General features: G+C 71.7%; 17 protein-coding genes and 1 riboswitch. Of the genes, 7 read left to right on the top strand and 10 right to left on the bottom strand.

Annotation, left to right across the window (positions count from 1 at the left end; translation table 11 throughout):
* Positions 1 to 20 precede the first annotated feature (20 nt).
* A riboswitch (SAM riboswitch) is annotated at positions 21 to 132 on the bottom strand.
* Between the two features lie 86 nt (positions 133 to 218).
* A complete protein-coding gene (locus tag IF22_RS0124590; RefSeq protein WP_051708762.1) occupies positions 219 to 2,174 on the bottom strand; it encodes a hypothetical protein in 1,956 nt (651 codons plus the stop codon).
* Positions 2,175 to 2,328: 154 nt separating this feature from the next.
* On the opposite strand from IF22_RS0124590, the gene corA reads away from it, so the two are divergent.
* Positions 2,329 to 3,453, top strand: a complete 1,125-nt coding sequence (gene corA / locus IF22_RS0124585) for a magnesium/cobalt transporter CorA (protein WP_030335888.1) — start codon at positions 2,329 to 2,331, stop codon at positions 3,451 to 3,453.
* 15 nt (positions 3,454 to 3,468) lie between these two features.
* Here the strand turns inward: corA and IF22_RS35175 are convergent, their stop codons facing one another.
* Positions 3,469 to 3,654, bottom strand: a complete 186-nt coding sequence (locus IF22_RS35175) for a hypothetical protein (RefSeq protein WP_091401337.1) — start codon at positions 3,652 to 3,654, stop codon at positions 3,469 to 3,471.
* Positions 3,655 to 3,862: 208 nt separating this feature from the next.
* Entirely contained in the window at positions 3,863 to 4,378 is a 516-nt protein-coding gene (locus tag IF22_RS0124575) for a 2'-5' RNA ligase family protein (protein ID WP_030335886.1), read from the bottom strand.
* A gap of 79 nt (positions 4,379 to 4,457) precedes the next feature.
* Here IF22_RS0124575 and IF22_RS0124570 point away from each other — a divergent pair, with 79 nt between their 5' ends.
* Positions 4,458 to 4,967, top strand: coding sequence for a mycothiol transferase (locus IF22_RS0124570; RefSeq protein ID WP_030335884.1), 510 nt, complete (start codon positions 4,458 to 4,460; stop codon positions 4,965 to 4,967).
* A 9-nt stretch (positions 4,968 to 4,976) separates the two neighbouring features.
* On the opposite strand, the gene IF22_RS0124565 is transcribed toward IF22_RS0124570, so the two are convergent.
* On the bottom strand, positions 4,977 to 6,023 hold the full coding sequence (locus IF22_RS0124565) for an NAD(P)-dependent alcohol dehydrogenase (RefSeq protein ID WP_030335882.1): 1,047 nt from the start codon (positions 6,021 to 6,023) through the stop codon (positions 4,977 to 4,979).
* A 164-nt stretch (positions 6,024 to 6,187) separates the two neighbouring features.
* Here IF22_RS0124565 and IF22_RS0124560 point away from each other — a divergent pair, with 164 nt between their 5' ends.
* Together IF22_RS0124560 and IF22_RS0124555 are read left to right on the top strand one after the other, a co-directional pair.
* Positions 6,188 to 6,646 carry an SCP2 sterol-binding domain-containing protein gene (locus tag IF22_RS0124560; protein WP_030335880.1) on the top strand — a complete coding sequence of 153 codons (459 nt, stop codon included), beginning with the start codon at positions 6,188 to 6,190 and terminating at the stop codon, positions 6,644 to 6,646.
* Positions 6,643 to 8,700, top strand: a complete 2,058-nt coding sequence (locus tag IF22_RS0124555) for an amylo-alpha-1,6-glucosidase (RefSeq protein WP_030335878.1) — start codon at positions 6,643 to 6,645, stop codon at positions 8,698 to 8,700. The genes IF22_RS0124560 and IF22_RS0124555 overlap by 4 nt, the downstream gene beginning before the upstream one ends.
* A gap of 40 nt (positions 8,701 to 8,740) precedes the next feature.
* Here the strand turns inward: IF22_RS0124555 and IF22_RS0124550 are convergent, their stop codons facing one another.
* On the bottom strand, positions 8,741 to 9,244 hold the full coding sequence (locus IF22_RS0124550) for a DinB family protein (protein ID WP_030335876.1): 504 nt from the start codon (positions 9,242 to 9,244) through the stop codon (positions 8,741 to 8,743).
* A 134-nt stretch (positions 9,245 to 9,378) separates the two neighbouring features.
* On the opposite strand from IF22_RS0124550, the gene IF22_RS0124545 reads away from it, so the two are divergent.
* Positions 9,379 to 10,284 (top strand): DUF72 domain-containing protein, encoded by a 906-nt coding sequence (locus IF22_RS0124545; protein ID WP_051708761.1) that lies wholly within the window; start codon positions 9,379 to 9,381, stop codon positions 10,282 to 10,284.
* Positions 10,285 to 10,321: 37 nt separating this feature from the next.
* Here the strand turns inward: IF22_RS0124545 and IF22_RS0124540 are convergent, their stop codons facing one another.
* Both IF22_RS0124540 and IF22_RS0124535 read right to left on the bottom strand, forming a co-directional pair.
* Positions 10,322 to 10,693, bottom strand: coding sequence for a hypothetical protein (locus IF22_RS0124540; protein ID WP_030335872.1), 372 nt, complete (start codon positions 10,691 to 10,693; stop codon positions 10,322 to 10,324).
* A 218-nt stretch (positions 10,694 to 10,911) separates the two neighbouring features.
* Complete coding sequence (locus IF22_RS0124535; protein WP_036412220.1) at positions 10,912 to 11,541, bottom strand: hypothetical protein; 630 nt, start codon at positions 11,539 to 11,541, stop codon at positions 10,912 to 10,914.
* 198 nt (positions 11,542 to 11,739) lie between these two features.
* Between IF22_RS0124535 and IF22_RS35170 the strand changes: the two genes are divergently transcribed.
* Complete coding sequence (locus tag IF22_RS35170; protein WP_156057837.1) at positions 11,740 to 11,907, top strand: hypothetical protein; 168 nt, start codon at positions 11,740 to 11,742, stop codon at positions 11,905 to 11,907.
* 34 nt (positions 11,908 to 11,941) lie between these two features.
* Here IF22_RS35170 and IF22_RS0124525 read toward each other — a convergent pair whose 3' ends face one another.
* From IF22_RS0124525 to IF22_RS0124515, 3 genes are all read right to left on the bottom strand, one after another.
* Complete coding sequence (locus IF22_RS0124525; protein WP_030335868.1) at positions 11,942 to 12,805, bottom strand: alpha/beta hydrolase family protein; 864 nt, start codon at positions 12,803 to 12,805, stop codon at positions 11,942 to 11,944.
* 126 nt (positions 12,806 to 12,931) lie between these two features.
* Positions 12,932 to 14,188, bottom strand: a complete 1,257-nt coding sequence (locus IF22_RS0124520) for an SGNH/GDSL hydrolase family protein (protein WP_030335866.1) — start codon at positions 14,186 to 14,188, stop codon at positions 12,932 to 12,934.
* 174 nt (positions 14,189 to 14,362) lie between these two features.
* Positions 14,363 to 15,049, bottom strand: coding sequence for a hypothetical protein (locus IF22_RS0124515; RefSeq protein ID WP_030335864.1), 687 nt, complete (start codon positions 15,047 to 15,049; stop codon positions 14,363 to 14,365).
* Between the two features lie 278 nt (positions 15,050 to 15,327).
* Here IF22_RS0124515 and IF22_RS0124510 point away from each other — a divergent pair, with 278 nt between their 5' ends.
* Entirely contained in the window at positions 15,328 to 17,385 is a 2,058-nt protein-coding gene (locus IF22_RS0124510; protein WP_030335863.1) for a DNA gyrase/topoisomerase IV subunit B, read from the top strand.
* Positions 17,386 to 17,416: the final 31 nt, after the last annotated feature.

The raw sequence follows: 17,416 nt of genomic DNA, 5'->3' as shown, positions 1-17,416 counted from the left end.
TCTGTGCTGACCTGGGTGCCAGGCCACGCTTGCACCGACGTCGTGCCGGTGCCTGGTCTTCACCCGGGGCACCCCACCGCGGAGGAGGGTTGCCGGCCAGCGAGCCGGGGCTTCGCGCTGGCGCTCATGACCTGCGCCGAGGCTAGCAGCACCAACGGGTGCCGCGTCCAGTCGGTATGACCACGCTCACCGTGCGCGACGAGCCGTCCGCGCCCAGGTCAGCCGGCGTGCACGTGCGGTCGACGGTGTGGGTCGGGTTCCTGGCGGCGCAGGATCTCCCGGGTCACCGAGGCGATCGCGCCCTGCCCGAACGCCAGGTAGCGCAGGAAGTTGCGAACCGGGCCGCCCTCGGACCACTCGAAGTAGATGTGGGGCCGCCGACGGCTGCGGTCGCGGATCTCCAGCAGCAGGGCGGCCAGCGCGGTGGGCACCGACGAACTGGCCAGGCTGAGCACCGGGAAGCGGCCGTCGACGACGCTGCCGCGGACCAGCACCTCGGTCTCGAAGTCGGACGGGTCGGTGACCTCGACCTCGACGAAGATGACGTCGCTGTCGTCGGGGAAGTCGTTGTCCGCCATGGTCTGGGCGAGCTTGGCGCGGTACTCCGCCTCGTCGCGCCGGTCGGGTTCGTGCGCGATGAGGCGGATCCGCCGGCCGGCGCGTTCGTCGATGATCCGGGCCGCGGCCGGATCCAGTTCGACGTGATCGACGCGCAGCTCGTAGGCCCGCATCAGCCGGGACAACACCGACACCAGGATGATCCCGCCGATGAAACAAGCGGCGATCTTGACGCCACTGGGGCGTTCCACCACGTTCGCCAGCGTCGTGTAGACGAAGATCACCGCGATGACGCCGAACGCGATGGTGCGACCGCGCTGACGCTGCCGCAGCGCCGCGAGCGTCACCGCCGTCGCGGCCGAGGTGATCAACACCAGCACCCCGGTGGCGTACGCGCCGCCCTGCGCGTCCACGCTGGCCTCGAAGACGATCGTGATCAGGAACGCCACCGAGGTGAAGACCAGCACCAGCGGCCGGACGGCTCGCGCCCAGGTCGGCGCCATGCCGTAGCGGGGCAGGTAGCGCGGCACGAGGTTGAGCAGACCAGCCATCGCCGACGCCCCGGCGAACCAGAGGATCCCGATGGTGGACAGGTCGTAGATGGTGCCGAACACCTCGCCGAGGTGAGCGTGTGCCAGATAGGCCAGCGCCCGCCCGTTCGCCGGCCCGCCCGGCTGGAAGGCGTCCGGCGGGATCAGCACCGTTGTCGTCACGCTGCTGGTGATCAGAAAAACGCTCATGATCACCGCTGCGGTGGTGAGCAGCCGGCGCGCGCCACGGATCCGGCCCAGCGGTCGTGCCTCCGAATCCTGCGGGTCACCCCGTACGCTCGGCATCACCGCCACCCCGGTCTCGAAGCCGGACAGACCCAACGCCAGCTTCGGAAAGACCAGCAGCGACAGCCCGACCACCAACCACGGGTCGCCGTGCCCGGTGGTCAGCGCGGTGGTCCAGTCGCCCACCGCGCTCGGATGCCTCACCACCCGCCACAGCGCGTCGGCCACCACCACCGCGTTCAGCGTCAGGTAGACCGCGACCAGGACGACGGCGATCCCGATCGCCTCGGTGAATCCCTTGAGGAACACCGCGCCCAGCAGCGACACGAGCAGCAGTGTGACCAGCACCTCGTGCCCCTTGAGCGCACTCGGCCAGAAGGGGTTCTCGTCGATGTGCGCCGTCGCGTCGGCCGCCGAGAGGGTGATGGTGATGATGAAGTCGGTGGCCGCGAAACCGAGCAGCACCAGCACCAGCAGCTTGCCCGGCCAGTAGCTCAGCAGGCGGACCAGCATCGCGATGGAACCCTCACCGTGCGGGCTCTCCACCGCCACCCGCCGGTAGACCGGCAACGCGCCCAGCAGCGTCACCAGCACCAGCACCAGCGTCGCCACCGGCGAGAGCGCCCCGGCGGCCAGCGCCGCGATGCCCGGCTGGTAACCCAGCGTGGAGAAGTAGTCCACACCGGTCAGGCACATCACCTTCCACCACGGGTGGTGCCGGTGCTCCGGCGGGCGCCCGTGCGGTCCCGGGTGCTGCACGGCCTGGTCCGAGCCGGCGAGCAGCCACCCCCGCAACCGGCCGGCGCGTCTGTCGAACGTCACCGGCGCGTCCCCCGTCATCCCGCTCACGGTCACCGTGAGTATCCGCCCATGGGGCCGCTGCCGTCCGCCGGTGCGCGGAACCCAGCCGACACCCCGGCGGGTTTCGGGCCCAGGGCACCGGGGATGCAGCCTCCCGGTCCGGACCGGACGGCACCGGGGGAGGGGACAGGGCATGGTCGGCCGTCGTTTCCGCCCGGGTGGTGGCTTCGGCCGTCAACTCGACGAGTACGAGACGAGGGTCGGCGTGGTGCCGCCCCCGGAGTCGCCCGCAGCCTCCCACGGCCTGGTGGACAGCGCGGTCTACCTCCGGGGGCACCGGTTCGCCTCGCCGTCCGGCCTCGCCGAGACGTACCGCTGCCTGCAGGAGCAGGACGACGCGATGGCCTGGATCGGGTTGTACCGGCCCGACATCGAGCAGATCACCTCACTGGCCCGCGAGTTCCGGCTGCACGACCTGGCGGTCGAGGACGCGATCAACGCCCACCAGCGGCCCAAGCTGGAGCGCTACGGCCACACCCTGTTCGTGGTGCTGCGCGCCGCCCGCTACGACGACCTGCGGGAGGAGGTCGAGTTCTCCGAGCTGCACCTGTTCATCGGGCCGGGTTTCGTGGTCACCGTCCGCCACGGTGAGGCACCGGACCTGGCCGCGGTGCGGCGGCGGATGGAGACCGAGGCGCAGATGCTCGCCCGGGGCCCGGAGGCGGTCCTGTACGCGATCCTGGACCAGGTCGTCGACGGGTACGCGCCGGTGGTGGCCGGGCTGGAGAACGACATCGACGAGATCGAGACCCAGGTGTTCGGTGGCGACCCGAACGCCAGCCGCCGCATCTACGGCCTCAGCCGCGAGGTCATCCAGTTCCAGCGGGCCGCCCGCCCCCTGCTCAGCGTGCTCGACGCGCTGGCCGTCGGCGCGGGCAGCGCCAGCGCCGACGAGGAGCTGCGCCGCTACCTGCGCGACGTGACCGACCACCTGACCCAGGTGGTGGAGCGGGTGGACGGTTTCCGGCACCTGTTGCAGAACATCCTCACCGTCAACGCGACCCTCGTCTCGCAGCAGCAGAACGAGGAGATGCGCAGTCTCACGGCGGCCAGCTACAGCCAGAACGAGGAGCTGAAGAAGGTTTCCTCCTGGGCGGCGATCCTCTTCGCTCCCACGCTCATCGGCACCGTGTACGGCATGAACTTCGTCCACATGCCGGAGCTGAACTGGCGCTTCGGTTACCTCTTCGCGCTGCTGTTGATGCTGCTGGTCTGCGGCACCCTCTATGTGATCTTCAAGCGGCGCGGCTGGCTCTGAGCCCTTGGCCGCGGCTCACTCGATGCCGCGCAGGATGTGCCGTTCGTCCTCGACGTCGTCGTCGCCGGCACCGATCCGGCCGAGCAGTACGGCGGCCGCCCAGATCGTCAGGGGGGTGGCTGCCCCGGTCATTCCGCCGCCGGTCCGGTCGTCCCGGGTCTGGCTCCGCTCCGTGCGCGGTGGCCTGCGCTGAGCCTGCATGGGCCCTGCCTCTCCTCGTCGAAGCCGCCGTGGGCGGCGCGGGGTGAATTCGCGCCACCGGCCGGGTGGGACCGCCCGTGAGCAGCCCACCACCGGTACGACAGCCACTCGAACCTTCCCACGCCCGGCCACTTCCGCACCGCTTGTTTTCGGGTTTCCGACTGCCGCCTGCCAAACCGGACATTACGCAGCGACGGTCGAGTCACGGTCAAGGCAGCGGGTGGGCGATGCCCCGGGCATGGTCGGTGAGCGCCGCGCCGACCACCGTCGCGGCCAGCGGCAACACCTCCAGACAGCGGCGCACCGCGGCGGCCATCAGCGTGTTCGGCACCCGCATGGACAGCGTGCAGTGCGGCACCCAGCGCCCCGGCTGGTAGTGCTCGGCGAGGGGGATGCCGGCGGCGGCGAGCCGGTCGTGCACCAGCCGGTGGTGCGCCAGCAACTCCGGGGTGGGCGTCGGACCGAGCCAGAGCACCCGACCGACGAACTGGCCGGCGTGCTGGAATTCGAGCCGCAACGGGGCGGCCACCACCGTCCCCTGTAACGCCTCGGCGACCTGCTCCGGGTCGAACCGGGGCGCCACCATGAGCGAGACGTGTGGACGGTGGCGCTGCTCCAGCAGCGAGCGCATGCTCTGCACGCCCTCGGCCTCCAGCGCGTCCCAGAGCACCCGGATCCGGCGGGTGGCGTCCGGGTCCAGGTACAACTCCAGCGCGGCGACCATTTGATCACCGTAGCGGCCGAGGTTTGCCCGCCCGTCTCCGGCGGTACCTGATCCGCAACCGACCAGGAAGGCGCAGCACGTGAATGTGAGTGACCTGCTGACCGAGGCGTACGACCGACTGCCCGACCTCGTCCGCGCGGCGGTCGAGGGCCTCAGCCCCGAGCAACTGCGCCACCAGCCCGCCCCGGGCGCCAACTCGATCGGCTGGCTGGTCTGGCACCTCACCCGGGTGCAGGACCATCATGTCGCCGAGATCCTCGACGCCGACCAGATCTGGGCCAGCGGCGACTGGGCGGGGCGGTTCGGGCTCGCCGCCGACCCCGACAACACCGGCTACGGGCACTCGCCCGCCCAGGTCGCGACGGTTAGGCCGGAGAGCGCGCAGGCGCTCATCGACTACTACGGGGCGGTCGCCGGGCGTACCGGGGACTTCCTGGCCGGTCTGGCCCCGGCGGACCTGGACCGTGTGGTCGACGAGGCGTGGGATCCGCCGGTCACCCTCGGCGTCCGGTTGGTCAGCGTCGTCGAGGACGACCTGCAACACGTCGGCCAGGCCGCCTACGTGCGTGGCCTGCTCGAGGCCGGCTGACGGCCGGGCTCACGGCACGATCACCGCCCGGCCCTCCAGGGTCCCGTCGCGCATCTGGCGGTACGCGTCCAGGGCGTCGTCCAGCGCGAAGGTGGTGATGCTCGGCCGGACCAGGCCCCGGGCGCCCAGGTCGAGCACCTCCACCAGCTCGGGTCGGCTGCCCCAGTAGGTGGTGGCGATACTCAGCTCGTACGGCACGGAGAAGAACGACACTCCCACGGTGCCGCCGCCGATCCCCACGATGGTCAGGTCGCCCACGGTGCGGGCCGCCGCCACGCCGAGCGCCAGGGTGCTGTCCGCGCCGACGAAGTCCAGCACCACGTCGGCGCCCCGCCCTCCGGTGGCATCCCGGATCTCCTCGGCGGCGGTCGGTCCGGAGGTCACCGTGCGATCCGCGCCGCACTCCTCGGCCAGTCGCAGCGCCTCGGCCCGGGTGTCCACGGCGATCACCCGCGCGGCGGTGGTGGCCTTGAGGATCTGCACGCCCACGTGCCCCAGCCCGCCGACCCCGATCACCACGGCCGTGCTGCCCGGTGGCAGCTTCGGCCAGGAGCGCCGGACGGCGTGGTACGGGGTGAGCCCCGCGTCGGTCAGCGGTGCGGCTTGCACCGGATCCAGACCCTCCGGTAGAGGTACGACGTGCCGCGCGTGCGGGACAAGTTCGAACTCGGCCATCCCGCCGTCCAGTCCGAGCCCACCGCCTCCGCTCGGCACCGGCGCGGCGGAAGGGTTCTCGCAGTACGGGTCGATCCCGAGCCGACAGCGTGCGCAGGTGCCACAACCCCATGCCCCGAACACCGCGACCGGTTGCCCGACGGACAGCCCGGTCACCCCGTCGCCGAGGGCGTGCACCCAGCCGGCGTTCTCGTGACCGAGGGTGAACGGCGGGTTCCAGGGCACCGTGCCCGGCTCGAACTCGTCCATCAGGTGCAGGTCGGAGTGGCACGCGCCGGCACCGCCGATCCGGACCACCACCTGACCCGGCCCGGGCGTCGGGTCGGGGACCTCGACCAACTCCGGTTCCGACTGCCACTCCCGCAACCGCAGTGCACGCATGCCGGTGCTCCCGTCTGTGTCGGCTGAACCACTGGCCTGCCCACCTCGTCGCGCGGCAAACGGGCCGCCACCGGCGCGACCCCGGGGCACCCTCACCCGTTCCGGGTGAACCGGCCTCACCCGGGCGCGGGTGATCCTGCGGGGAACCGTGGGGAGGGGATCTGATGGGTGCGACGGCGGAGCAGTACCTGCGACAGCTGGACACCGGTCGGCGACCCGACCTGCCGGAGACCACCGCGGGGACGCTGCGGTTGGATGTCCGTGACGACGGCAGCACCGACCACTGGTACCTGACCATCGCCGACCAACACGTCCAGGTGACCCGTTCGGCCGAGGACGCCGAGCTGGTGGTGCGGGCCGACCGGGCGGTCTTCGACCGGGCGGTCTTCGACCGGATGGTTCGCGGCGAGTTGCACCCCGGAGCGGGCCTGCTGCGCAACGAGGTGACAGTGCACGGCAACGTGCAACTGCTGATGCTGCTGCGGCGGATCTTCTCCGGGCCGGACGGCGCCCGTCACCCGCGCGAGCTGGGCCGGGCCGCGCTTGCCGGCCGAACCGCGCCGGCCGGCGGGGCCGTGTCTGCTGGCCGGGCCGTGACGACCGCTCGGGGTGGTCGGCCGTGAAGCAGGAACTGGTGCACGTCATCGCGGGCAACATCTTCGCCATCACCGACGCCCAGGGCGACATCGAGCCCGACCCGCAGCTCCCGGTCGGACTCTTCGCGTACGACACCCGGTTCCTGTCGCACTGGGTGCTGCGGATCGACGGTGAACGGACCAACGCCCTGTCCCGGGACGACCTCACCTACTTCGAGACCCGGTTCTTCCTGGTTCCCGGCACGGCGAGCCACTACATCGACGCCGACGTGTCGATCATCAGGCACCGTTCGGTTCACGACTGTTTCCACGAGAACATCACGGTGCTCAACCACTCGTCGCAGCCCGCCGAATACACCGTCCGGCTGGAGATGGCCAGCGACTTCACCGACATCGTCGAGGTCGGGCAGGTGCGGCAGCGGGCCGTCGAGGTCGCCGCCGACCCGGCGCGTCAGCAGCTCGTGCTGCGCTACCAGCGGGAACGGTTCATCCGGGAGACCACGGTGTGCAGCACCGTCCCCGCCGACGTGGACGAGCAGGGGATGACCTTCCGGATCCGCATCCCACCCGAGGGGAGGTGGGAGACCGACCTGCACGTCACAGTGACCATGGGCGGCGAGGAGGGCCGGGATCTCCGCGCCGACCTGCAGTCGCACCAGCACGCCCTGCGCACGGGGATGGACGAGGACCTGAGCCGGTGGCTGGACCGTGCGCCGCAACTGGTGGCCGAGCGCGCCGGCCTGGAAGAGCTCTACCAGGGCAGCCTCGCGGACCTGGCGGCGCTGCGCTACCAGCCGTTCTCGTACCGCGAGCGGGTGCCGATCGGTGGTCTGCCGTGGGCGATGGGTCTGTTCGGGCGGGACAGCATCATCACCTGCCTGCAGACGATGGCGTTCACCCCCGAACTGGCCCCGTCGACGCTGCGGATGCTGGCGCTCGTGCAGGGCGGTCAGCTCGACGACTGGCTGGAAGAGGAGCCCGGCAAGATCCTGGCCCACCTGCGGTACGGCGAGACGGGGGCGTTCCGCGAACGGACGAGCGCGTTGTACTACGGCGCTGCCGACACCACCCCGCTCTTCGTCGTCCTGCTCGACGAGTACGAGCGCTGGTCCGGTGACGCGGACCTGGTCCGCGAGCTGCGCCACCCGGCCCGGATGGCGCTGGACTGGATCGACGAGTACGGCGACCTGACCGGCGACGGCTACGTGCGCTACCAGCGCCGCAACGAGCGCTACGGCGCGGTCAACCAGAGCTGGAAGAACTCCCCGGACGCGATCGTCGACGCCCACGGTCGACAGCCCGCCTTCCCCCGCGCCACCTGCGAGTTGCAGGGTTACGCGTACGACGCGAAGCGCCGAGGCGCCCGGCTGGCCCGCGAGTTCTGGGGCGACCTCGCGTACGCCGACCGGTTGGAACGGGAGGCGGCAGCGCTGAAGGAGCGCTTCAACCGGGACTTCTGGTTGCCACACCGGGGGTACTACGCGTTGGCGCTCGACCCGTACGGAGAGCCGGTCGACGCGCTGGCGTCCAACATGGGGCACCTGCTCTGGAGCGGGATCGTCGCTGACGACCGCGCGGAGGCGGTAGCCGAGCACCTGGTCGGGCCGCGACTGTTCAGCGGTTGGGGGGTACGCACGTTCGCCACCGGGCAGCGCACCTACAACCCGGTGGGCGCGCACCTGGGCGCGGTGTGGCCGTCGGACAACGCGGTGATCGCCGCCGGGCTGCGTCGCTACCGCCTCGACGCTCAGGCGGCCCGGATCGCCGCCGGCGTCTTCGACATGACGCTGACGCTCGGTGGCGAGGTGCCGGAGGTGATCGCCGGCTACGAGCGCAGCCTGACGACCTACCCCGTGCAACTGGCGACGAGCTGCCGCCCGCAGGCGTGGTCGTCGGGGTCCCTGCTGATGCTGCTCGCCACCGTGCTGGGCCTGCGGCCCACCGGCGACAACCTGCTGGTCGACCCGGCGGTGCCCGAGGGGTTCGGCCGGCTGGAACTGCTCGACATCCCCGGCCGTTGGGGTCACTCCGACGCCTACGCGAGAGATCGGAGCACCGAACGCCGGCACCGCCTGCGGTGAGGCCGAGAATCAGCGCAGGCGGTGGCGATGACGGTCGGCGTCAGCCCATCGTCTTGGCGCCGTCGATCGACTCGCGCAGGATGTCGGCGTGCCCGGCGTGCTGGGACGTCTCGGCGATGAGGTGCAGCAGCACCCGGCGGACCGTCCAGCTCGCCCCCGGCTCGAACCAGGGAGCCTGCGGCAACGGGTGCGCCGCGTCCAGGTCGAGGGTGGCGACCAACTCGTCGGTCCGGGCGGCCACCTCCTGGAAGCGCTCGACCAGACCGGCCAGTGTCTCGCCCGGTGCCATCTGGAACTGACCGACCCAGTCGACCTCCTCGCGGCCCATCGCCTCCGCGCCGCCCACCGCGAAGAGCATCCACCGGTGCTCGACGCCGGCCACGTGCTTGATGAGGCCGCCGAGGCAGAGACCGCTGACGGTGGGGCGACTGGCCGCCTGCTCATCGGTGAGCCCGTCGACGGTCTGCAAGAGGAAACCGCGGTGCCTGCGGAGCGCCTGCAGGAGATCGGTGCGCTCACCGGTGAGCTGCTCAGTGCTGGTCATGCCGCCACCCTTTCGTCGATGTCCACCCGGTGCCACCGTATTGCCGGGCACCGACACTTCCCGGGCACGGCACCAGGTCGACGGAGGACCGCCAGCGGTTGCCGATCCGCGTCGATGGCGGTCCACTGAATGACATGGCTGTGATTAAGGTGGGCACGTCGTCCTGGGCGGACCAGTCCCTGCTGCGCTCCGGGTGGTACCCCCGCTCGGCCAGCACGCCGGCGCGTCGGCTGGGCTTCTACGCCAGCCAGTTCCCGTTGGTCGAGGTGGACACGTCCTACTACGCCATCCCGGTGCCGGAGACGACCCAGAGCTGGGTGGACGCCACACCGGACGACTTCACCTTCGACGTCAAGGCGTTCAGCCTCTTCACCGGTCACCCGACGCCGGTCACCGTGCTGCCCCGGGATCTGCGTCCGGCCGCCGGCCCGAGCCGGATCCGCCGCCGTGACCTGCCGGAGCGGGCGTACGACGAGCTGTGGACCCGGTTCCGCGCGGCCCTGGCGCCGATCGCGGCGGCCGGCAAGCTCGGTGTGGTGATGTTGCAGTTCCCGCCGTGGCTGGTGCGCAGCCCGGCGGCCGAACGCCGGATCGTCGAGCTCGCGCAGCGCTGCCGGCCGTGGCGGGTCGGTGTCGAGCTGCGGCACGGCTCCTGGTTGGACGACGCGGCCGCGGCGGACACCCTGGACCTGCTCCGCGCCCACGACCTGTCAGTGGTCTGCGTCGACATGCCACAGGGACACCCGTCGTCGGTGCCGCCGATCCTGAGCATGACGGCGGAGCCGGCGGTCGTCCGGTTCCACGGTCACAGCGACGCCTGGGTCGAGGGCGACAAGCAGGAGAAGTTCCGCTACGCCTACGCCGAGGACGAGCTGCGGCACTGGGCGGGACGGCTGGCCGAGTTCGCGGCTCTCCCCGACGAGCTGCACGTGCTGTTCAACAACTGCTGCGCGGGGCAGGCCCAGCGCGACGCCACCCGGCTGGCGCAACTGCTCACCGAGACGATGGTCGCCGATCACGCCGTCCCGACGAACGGTTGACCGGCGCACCTGCCGGCCGGCCGGGGTGCGGGTCCGGTCAGGACCGCCGTCCCCGGCTGCGCAGCGCGTCCTGGGTCGACTCGCCGATCTCCGCGTCGTCGGGGAAGGTCCGGCCACTGGGCGCGGGATCGGGTGGGGCGCCCGGCCCGGCCATCGGCGTGCGCGTCGGCTCGACCGAACCGAAGCCGTGTCGACCCGCCGGGCCCGTCCGACCCGCCGGGGCACCCGCCCGCCGCTCGCCGCGCCGGCCCTCGGGCACCGCTGTCTCCTCGCTGCCCTCGTCCATCGGTGAGTCGTCGTCGGTGCCCCAGGGCGCGTCGGCGTCGAAACCGTCGCCGGTGCCCCACGGGTTGGTCGCCTCCGGCTCCAGCCGGTCGTTGTCGCCGCTGCGTCCCTTGTGCGCCGTCATGGCCACCCCGCTCGTCGGTCCGCCGCCACCGGCGGACGATGTGCCGTCCTCGGGCCGGGCTGCCCGCCCGCCCTCGCCGCCCGACAGGTCACCGGCGCGCCGCCGCACGGGCGCCGACTCGTCGTCGCGTGGGATTCGTCGTCACTCCGGTTACACGCGCGGGGCCGGCCGGCGCCCCGCCGTCGAGGTGGCGGCGGGACGCCGGCCGGCCCGACGCTTCAGCGTCCGGCCATCGCCATCGGCCGCTTGCCGTTGCTCATTCCCGCCATCTTGATCATGCTCTTGGACGCGCCCTTCATCCCACCCGCGCGACCGAGCATCCCGCGGAACACCTGGCCGGGCTTCTGCTGCTCACCCATGTACGCGGTGACCACGACCAGCGTCCCGGTCAGCGCCGGAATGGCCCACTGGAGCAGCTTCATCTGCCGTTGCGACGAAGCCACACTGGCCGGGGTCTGGTGGTTCGGCTCGGTGGCACCGCTCACCGACGGGCCGCCGGCCTTCTCCAGCCGCATGCCGACCAACCGGCTGTAGCCGGTGACCGCGAGCGCACCGATGGTCAGCGCGGTCTTGATGGCGCTGGCCCGGCCGACGCCGGACTGGGCCGCCATCCGTGGGCTCTCGGTCACCAGTTCGCCGACGGCGCCGGCCAGGTGGGCGCCGATCGCGGCCGCGTTGACCGGGGTCCACTTGGACCATCCGGCCGAGGCGACCGGGAGCCGCTGGGTCGAGTCGCTGATTTTCGCCGCTGCGCCGTTGACACCGAAGGCACCCATGAGGGAGCCGCCAAACCAGGCCGCCAGGCCCAGATCGTGCATCGAACGCAGTGCGGTGTGCCGTTCGGACATGTGATCCCCTTCCGCCGTGTCGGGCGGTGCGGCTTACCCGCCGCTCGGGCGGCTAACCCCGGCGCGCCGGGGCCGATCAGCGTCGTGGCGGGCAGCTACGGGACATCCGTGTCGTCGGTGCGTCGGCCTCGTCCGGGCAGGAGTCGTTCGCCCGGTGGCGGGTAGATCCTCCAGCGACGCCGACGAGAGGGGAACGCGATGTCGCAGCCGGACGAGAGCCGGGAGAAGACCCCCAAAACAGACGCGGTGCTCATGCACCCCGACAACGACCCGAACCGGAACACCGCCGAGGTCGCGCCCCGCAAGGAGCACGCCGACATCCAGGTCGAGCGGGACGGTGAGTTGGTGCCGCTGGAGGACGAGTGAGTCGACCCGCGCCCCCCCGACCGGCCGGTACGGCTCAGCGGGGCGGCAGGTCGGTGGCGAAACCGGCGATGCGCCGTGCCAGCGGGACGCCCGCGCGGACCCAGGTGAAGTGGTCCATCGGCGCGCCGGACTGCGCCACTGTGTACCGTTCCCGGGTCACCGGCGCGTCGCCGAGCTTCGCGCAGAGGTGGTCCATGGTCTCGTGCGGGGTGTACTGGTCGTCGTCGACGCTGACGGCCAGCACCGGTGTCCGTACCGTGCGGACCGCGGCCTCGGTGTCCGTACCGTTGAGCCGGGGGAACCGACCGGTCCGTGCGGTGTACGCCCAGTCGCGGATCACGCCGCGCGCCTGCCGGCCACCGAAGCCCCAGCCCGGCCAGACGCCGAGCAGCGCCGCCGTGGCGGCGATGCCCTGGGTGTAGGGCAGCACGCCGAGGCCGCGCCGGCCCGGGTAGCTCCGCCAGTGCGGGATGCCGACAGCTACCAGCGCCAAGCCGTCCACCTCGCCGCCGCCGTGCAGGGCGAGGTGCAGCAGCGCGGCCTGCCCGCCGAGTGAGTGCCCGAGAAGCACTCGGGTGCGCCCGTCCAGCCGCGGCTTGAGGGCGGCCAGGACGGCGCCGACGTCGTCGGCCAGTTCGGCGTAACCGTGCCGGTCCGCCCGACTCGGCGCGGGCGTGCTCGCCCCGGTGCCGCGCAGGTCGGCCACGACCACGGCCAGCCCCGCGGTGCGCAGCGCGGCGGCGAAGGGCCGGTAGTAGCGGGCCCGGACGCCCATCGCGGGCCAGATCACCACCACCGGCGCGCCGGTCACTCCGGACGGTTCCGGATAGACCTGCACACCCAGCCGGCCACCGTCGACGTCGACGAACTCCTGCGCGTACTCCAGATCCCCGTTCACCGGCCCAGCCTACGGCCCTGACGTTACCGGCGGGTAGCAGCAGGCCGTCGACGACCGGGGCGCAGCTGACGCCGCACGCGATGGAGGGCCCCGCCACCTGGCGGAGCCCTCCGACCGACGCTGCGCTCAGGAGACCGAGATGGCCCCGTTGCTGGCGCGCACGCAGGCCACCGAGCGGGCGCTGGTGGAGGCCGCGCCGCTCAGGCACTGGCCGAGCACCTGGTGCCCGGTGGCGTTCGGGTGCCACGACTCCTGGCAGGTCTGGAAGTAGCTGACGCAGGTGTTCGCGATCCGCTGGATGGCGATCTTGTCCTTGCCGGCGAGGCTGGTGACGAAGGTGCCGGTCGCGCCGTCCTGAAGCCGGATCGGAGTGGCCAGCGCGCCGGTCGGGCTGCCGGTCTGCTCGCAGAGCCGGGCACCGTTGAAGGCCTGCTGCACGTTCAGGTACACCAGGTCGTCGGCCGGGAACTCGGCAGCGAGGGTGTCCCTGGTGGACTTCACGATGCTGCCCAGGCCCTGGGAGAAGCGGTGCCCCGGCGCCAGGCTGGCCCGGTGGATCGGGCACCCGCCCGCGTACCGCTCGGCGCCGAGGTCACGGAACTTGTCCCGGGTGTCGTCCCGGCCGTCCTCCTCGTGGAACGTCTGGTTCAGGTCCAGCGGCAGCGGGTTCGTGTAGTCCTGGAACACCACCCGGTGCTGACCGTCCGCGTCCACCTGGTCGAGGGTGGTGAGGATCTGGCGTACGGCCGCCGTGGTCTCCGCGGTCGCGGCGCTGAGCTGCGCGGCGGTGGCCAGGTCGGCGTCGCTGCACGGCTTCTGCTCCACCGGGCCGTTCAGGTACGCCCAGAACTCCCACCAGCCGGTCCAGGCGTCGGCGATGAACCGGTTGGCGCACTTCTCCGCGACGCTGCCGAAGGTGAACGAGCTGTTGTTGGAACCGAGTCCGATCAGCACCAGGTCGATGTCCTGGGTCTGCGCGACGGCGCGCAGCTGGCTCAGCTGCGAGGCCACGGTACGACCGTTGGCCCGCGCCTGGGAGGCGTTGGCGATGTCGTGCGGCTGGCCGCCGGAGCAGGCCAGGTTGAACCGGTTCTGGATGCCCGGCAGGTTGGCCTGGTGGAGCGAGGCGTTCGCCGAGCGGTGGCAGAAGAACGCGTTGTTGTTCGCCGCCGTCCAGCCGGGGAAGCCCTGGCTGGCGCCGTTGACGTCGACCACCGGGGTGTACGCCCCGGCGCCCTCGCCACTGATGAAGCTGTCTCCGAGCGCCACCGCGGCGGTGGGCAGCGCGGCGGACGCGGGTGCGGGCAGCGCGACGGCGGTCGACAACGCGGCCATGGCGATCGTGAGTCCCGCGGCGAGCGCGGTACGCCGGAACCTGGGCATGGGGCCCCCATCCATCGAAAGATGAAAGATTCTCTGAGGGCGCGATCAGATCACCCCTGCACGACGGACGTCAATGGCCCGTAACAGATTCGTTCGATGAAAGACACGCGCGCGTAGGCAGGACGCGGTACCGCGTCGAGGTCGGCGTGCGGTGGTGGGTGGTGGCGCGCGGCGCTACCGGGCGACCCGGCCGCCGCGGTTCAGCACCGCCGCGCCGGCGACGTTCAGACCGACACCCCAGATCAGGAGTACGCACAGCCACTGCACCCACCGCAGCGCCGTCATCTCTCCCGAGAGCAGGTTGCGCACGCTGCCGAACGGGGTGAGCCACGGCTGCGCGGCCTCCACCCCGCCCAGCAGCGCGAACAGCCCCAGCGGCAGGACGATGGTGGCCAGGAACGCCACCGCCGCCGAGCGCACCAACAGGCCCAGCCCGGTGCCCACCAGCCCGGCGACGAACTGCACCAGCACACTGCCCACCGCTACCGTCCAGGCGTTCCGCCACGGCTCGTCGGCGACCTCGGCCGTGGTGAGGGCGAGCGTCGCGGCGCAGATCAGCACGCCGATGACGCCGATGACGACCGCCGGCAGCCCCACCGCGAGCACGGTGGGCAGGATCGCCGGGCGCACCGGCGCCCGGCGCAGGTCGCTGACCAGCAGGATGCCGAAGAGCGGGGTCGCCACCGACATCAGGCTCTGGACGGTGCCCGAGAGTTCGGCGAAGGTCCGGTCGGCCGGAGCCACCGCCGCGACCAGCGCCACGGCGGCCAGCAGCCCCGCCACCAGGGTGCCCACCAGCAGCCACCGCCGGGCCCGGGTGCCAAGGGAGCGCCGTAGGGCATCGCGAAACGTCTCGGTCACCGCAATCGCCTCCCGATCTCCTCGACCCGGACCGGCGCGCACCCCGCGCGCACATTGGCCGCGATCACGGCTGAGCGTACCGGCGGCGCTGTCTCTGCGTGGCCCCATGATCACCCGGCGGCTGTTCGTTGGCTCACGTCCCGAGGGACCCGCGCGGCGGGTCGCACAGGGCCTCCGACACTTGTCCTAGCCTCGGGCTAGGCTCGCTGCGGCGCGCCACGCCGGCTGATGTCGCCGGTGACCGGCAGCACACCGCCGAGACCGGGGAGTACGACCAGTTGACCGCAGAGCCTGACACCCTGTACGGGGCCGATGACCTCACCCACCTTGAGGGGCTGGACGCTGTCCGCAAGCGGCCCGGCATGTACATCGGTTCCACCGACAGCCGTGGCGTGGGTCACCTCGTCAACGAGATCCTCGACAACTCCACCGACGAGGGAGTCGCCGGCCACGCCAGCCACGTCGAGGTGATCCTGCACCCCGACGGCTCCGTGCAGGTCGACGACGACGGCCGGGGCATCCCCACCGACGTGCACGCCAAGTCCGGCATCTCCGGCGTCGAGCTGGTGCTGACCCGGCTGCACGCGGGCGGCAAGTTCGGCGGCTCCGGCTACAAGACCTCCGGCGGTCTGCACGGCGTCGGCGCGTCGGCGGTCAACGCGCTGTCCCGCCGCTTCGACGTGACCGTCCGCCGCGCCGGCAAGATCCACACGATGTCGTTCCGGCACGGCGTCCCGGGCATCTTCGACGGCGACGGGCCGGACGCCCCGTTCACCGCCGGCCCCGGCCTGCAGGTGACCGGCGCCATGAAGCGCGGCCAGCGCACCGGCACCTCGATCCGCTGGTGGCACGACGCCCGCTACTTCGAGACCGGTGCGGCGCTCGACGTCGACGCCGTCCGGATGAAGCTGCGCAACACCGCGTTCCTGGTCCCCGGCGTGACCTACCTGCTGCGCGACCTGACCGGTGAGGCGCCCGCCGAGGAGCGGTTCCACTACCCCAACGGGCTCAGCGACATGGTGGAGTTCCTCGCCCCGGCCGGCGACCGGCCGGTCTCCGGCATCCTGCTGGTCAACGGTGAGGGCACCTACCGGGAGAACGCCGCCGACGCCAACGGCGTCATGCAGTCCAACGTGCAGCGGCGGGCCGAGGTCGAGGTGGCGTTCCGGTGGGGCACCGGTTACGAGCGCACCGTCGAGTGTTTCACCAACACCATCCGTAACGCGCACGGCGGCACCCACCGCAAGGGCTTCGAGCGGGCCCTGGTCCGCGCGCTCGCCGACGCGATCCGCAACACCCGCGGTCTGCTCAAGGCCAAGGAGGAGCCACCCACCCTGGACGACGTCCTGGAGGGGATGACGGCCGTGGTGCACGTGCGGATCCCCGAGCCGCAGTTCACCTCCCAGACCAAGGACGAGCTCTCCACCACCGGCATCACCAAGGTGCTCCAGTCCCTGGTCGACGCGCACGTCAAGGCCTGGCTGGAGGACCGGCGCACCAAGGCCGAGGCGCGCACCGTCCTGCAGAAGATCGTCGACGCCGCCCGGGTGCGGCTCACCCAGAAACAGCAGAAGGACGCCGCCCGGCGCAAGACCGCCCTGGAGGGCGCGTCCATGCCGCCGAAGCTGGTCGACTGCCGGGCCACCGGCATCGACCGCAGCGAGTTGTTCATCGTCGAGGGTGACAGCGCCCTGGGAACGAGCCGGATGGCCCGCTCCTCGGAATACCAGGCGCTGCTGCCGATCCGCGGCAAGATCCTCAACGTGCAGAAGGCCAACCTCCAGCAGGTTCTGGACAATGCCGAGTGCGCGGCCATCGTGCAGGTGCTCGGCGCCGGCTCGGGGCGCACCTTCGACCTCTCGGCGCTGCGTTACGGCCGTGTGCTGATCATGGCCGACGCCGACGTGGACGGCGCCCACATCCGGACGCTGCTGATCACCCTGTTCGCCCGGTACATGCGGCCGCTGATCGAGGCCGGTCGGCTCTACGCCGCGATGCCGCCCCTGCACAAGATCACCACCAAGGGGCGCAACCCGCAGACCGTCTACACCTACACCCAGGCCGAGATGGAGACGACGGTCCGCAAGCTGGAGAAGGCCGGCAAGCAGATCGTCACCCCCATCCCACGGTTCAAGGGTCTCGGTGAGATGGACGCCGACGAGCTGTGGGACACCACGATGAACCCGGCCACCCGTGCCGTCCGCCGGATCACCCTGGACGACGTCGAGGCCGCCGAACGCATCCTCGAACTGCTGATGGGCGAGAAGGTCGAGCCGCGCCGCAACTGGCTGATCGACTCCGCCGACCGGGTCGACCGGGAAGCGATCGACGCGTGAGCATCCGTCTCGCTCTAGTGGAAAGCTGAGT

Origin of the sequence: Micromonospora parva (assembly GCF_000718515.1) — a bacterium.
GTDB lineage: Bacteria > Actinomycetota > Actinomycetes > Mycobacteriales > Micromonosporaceae > Micromonospora > Micromonospora parva.
Note: the sequence above shows the minus strand (reverse complement) of the source record. Positions and strands in the feature narration are given on the sequence as shown.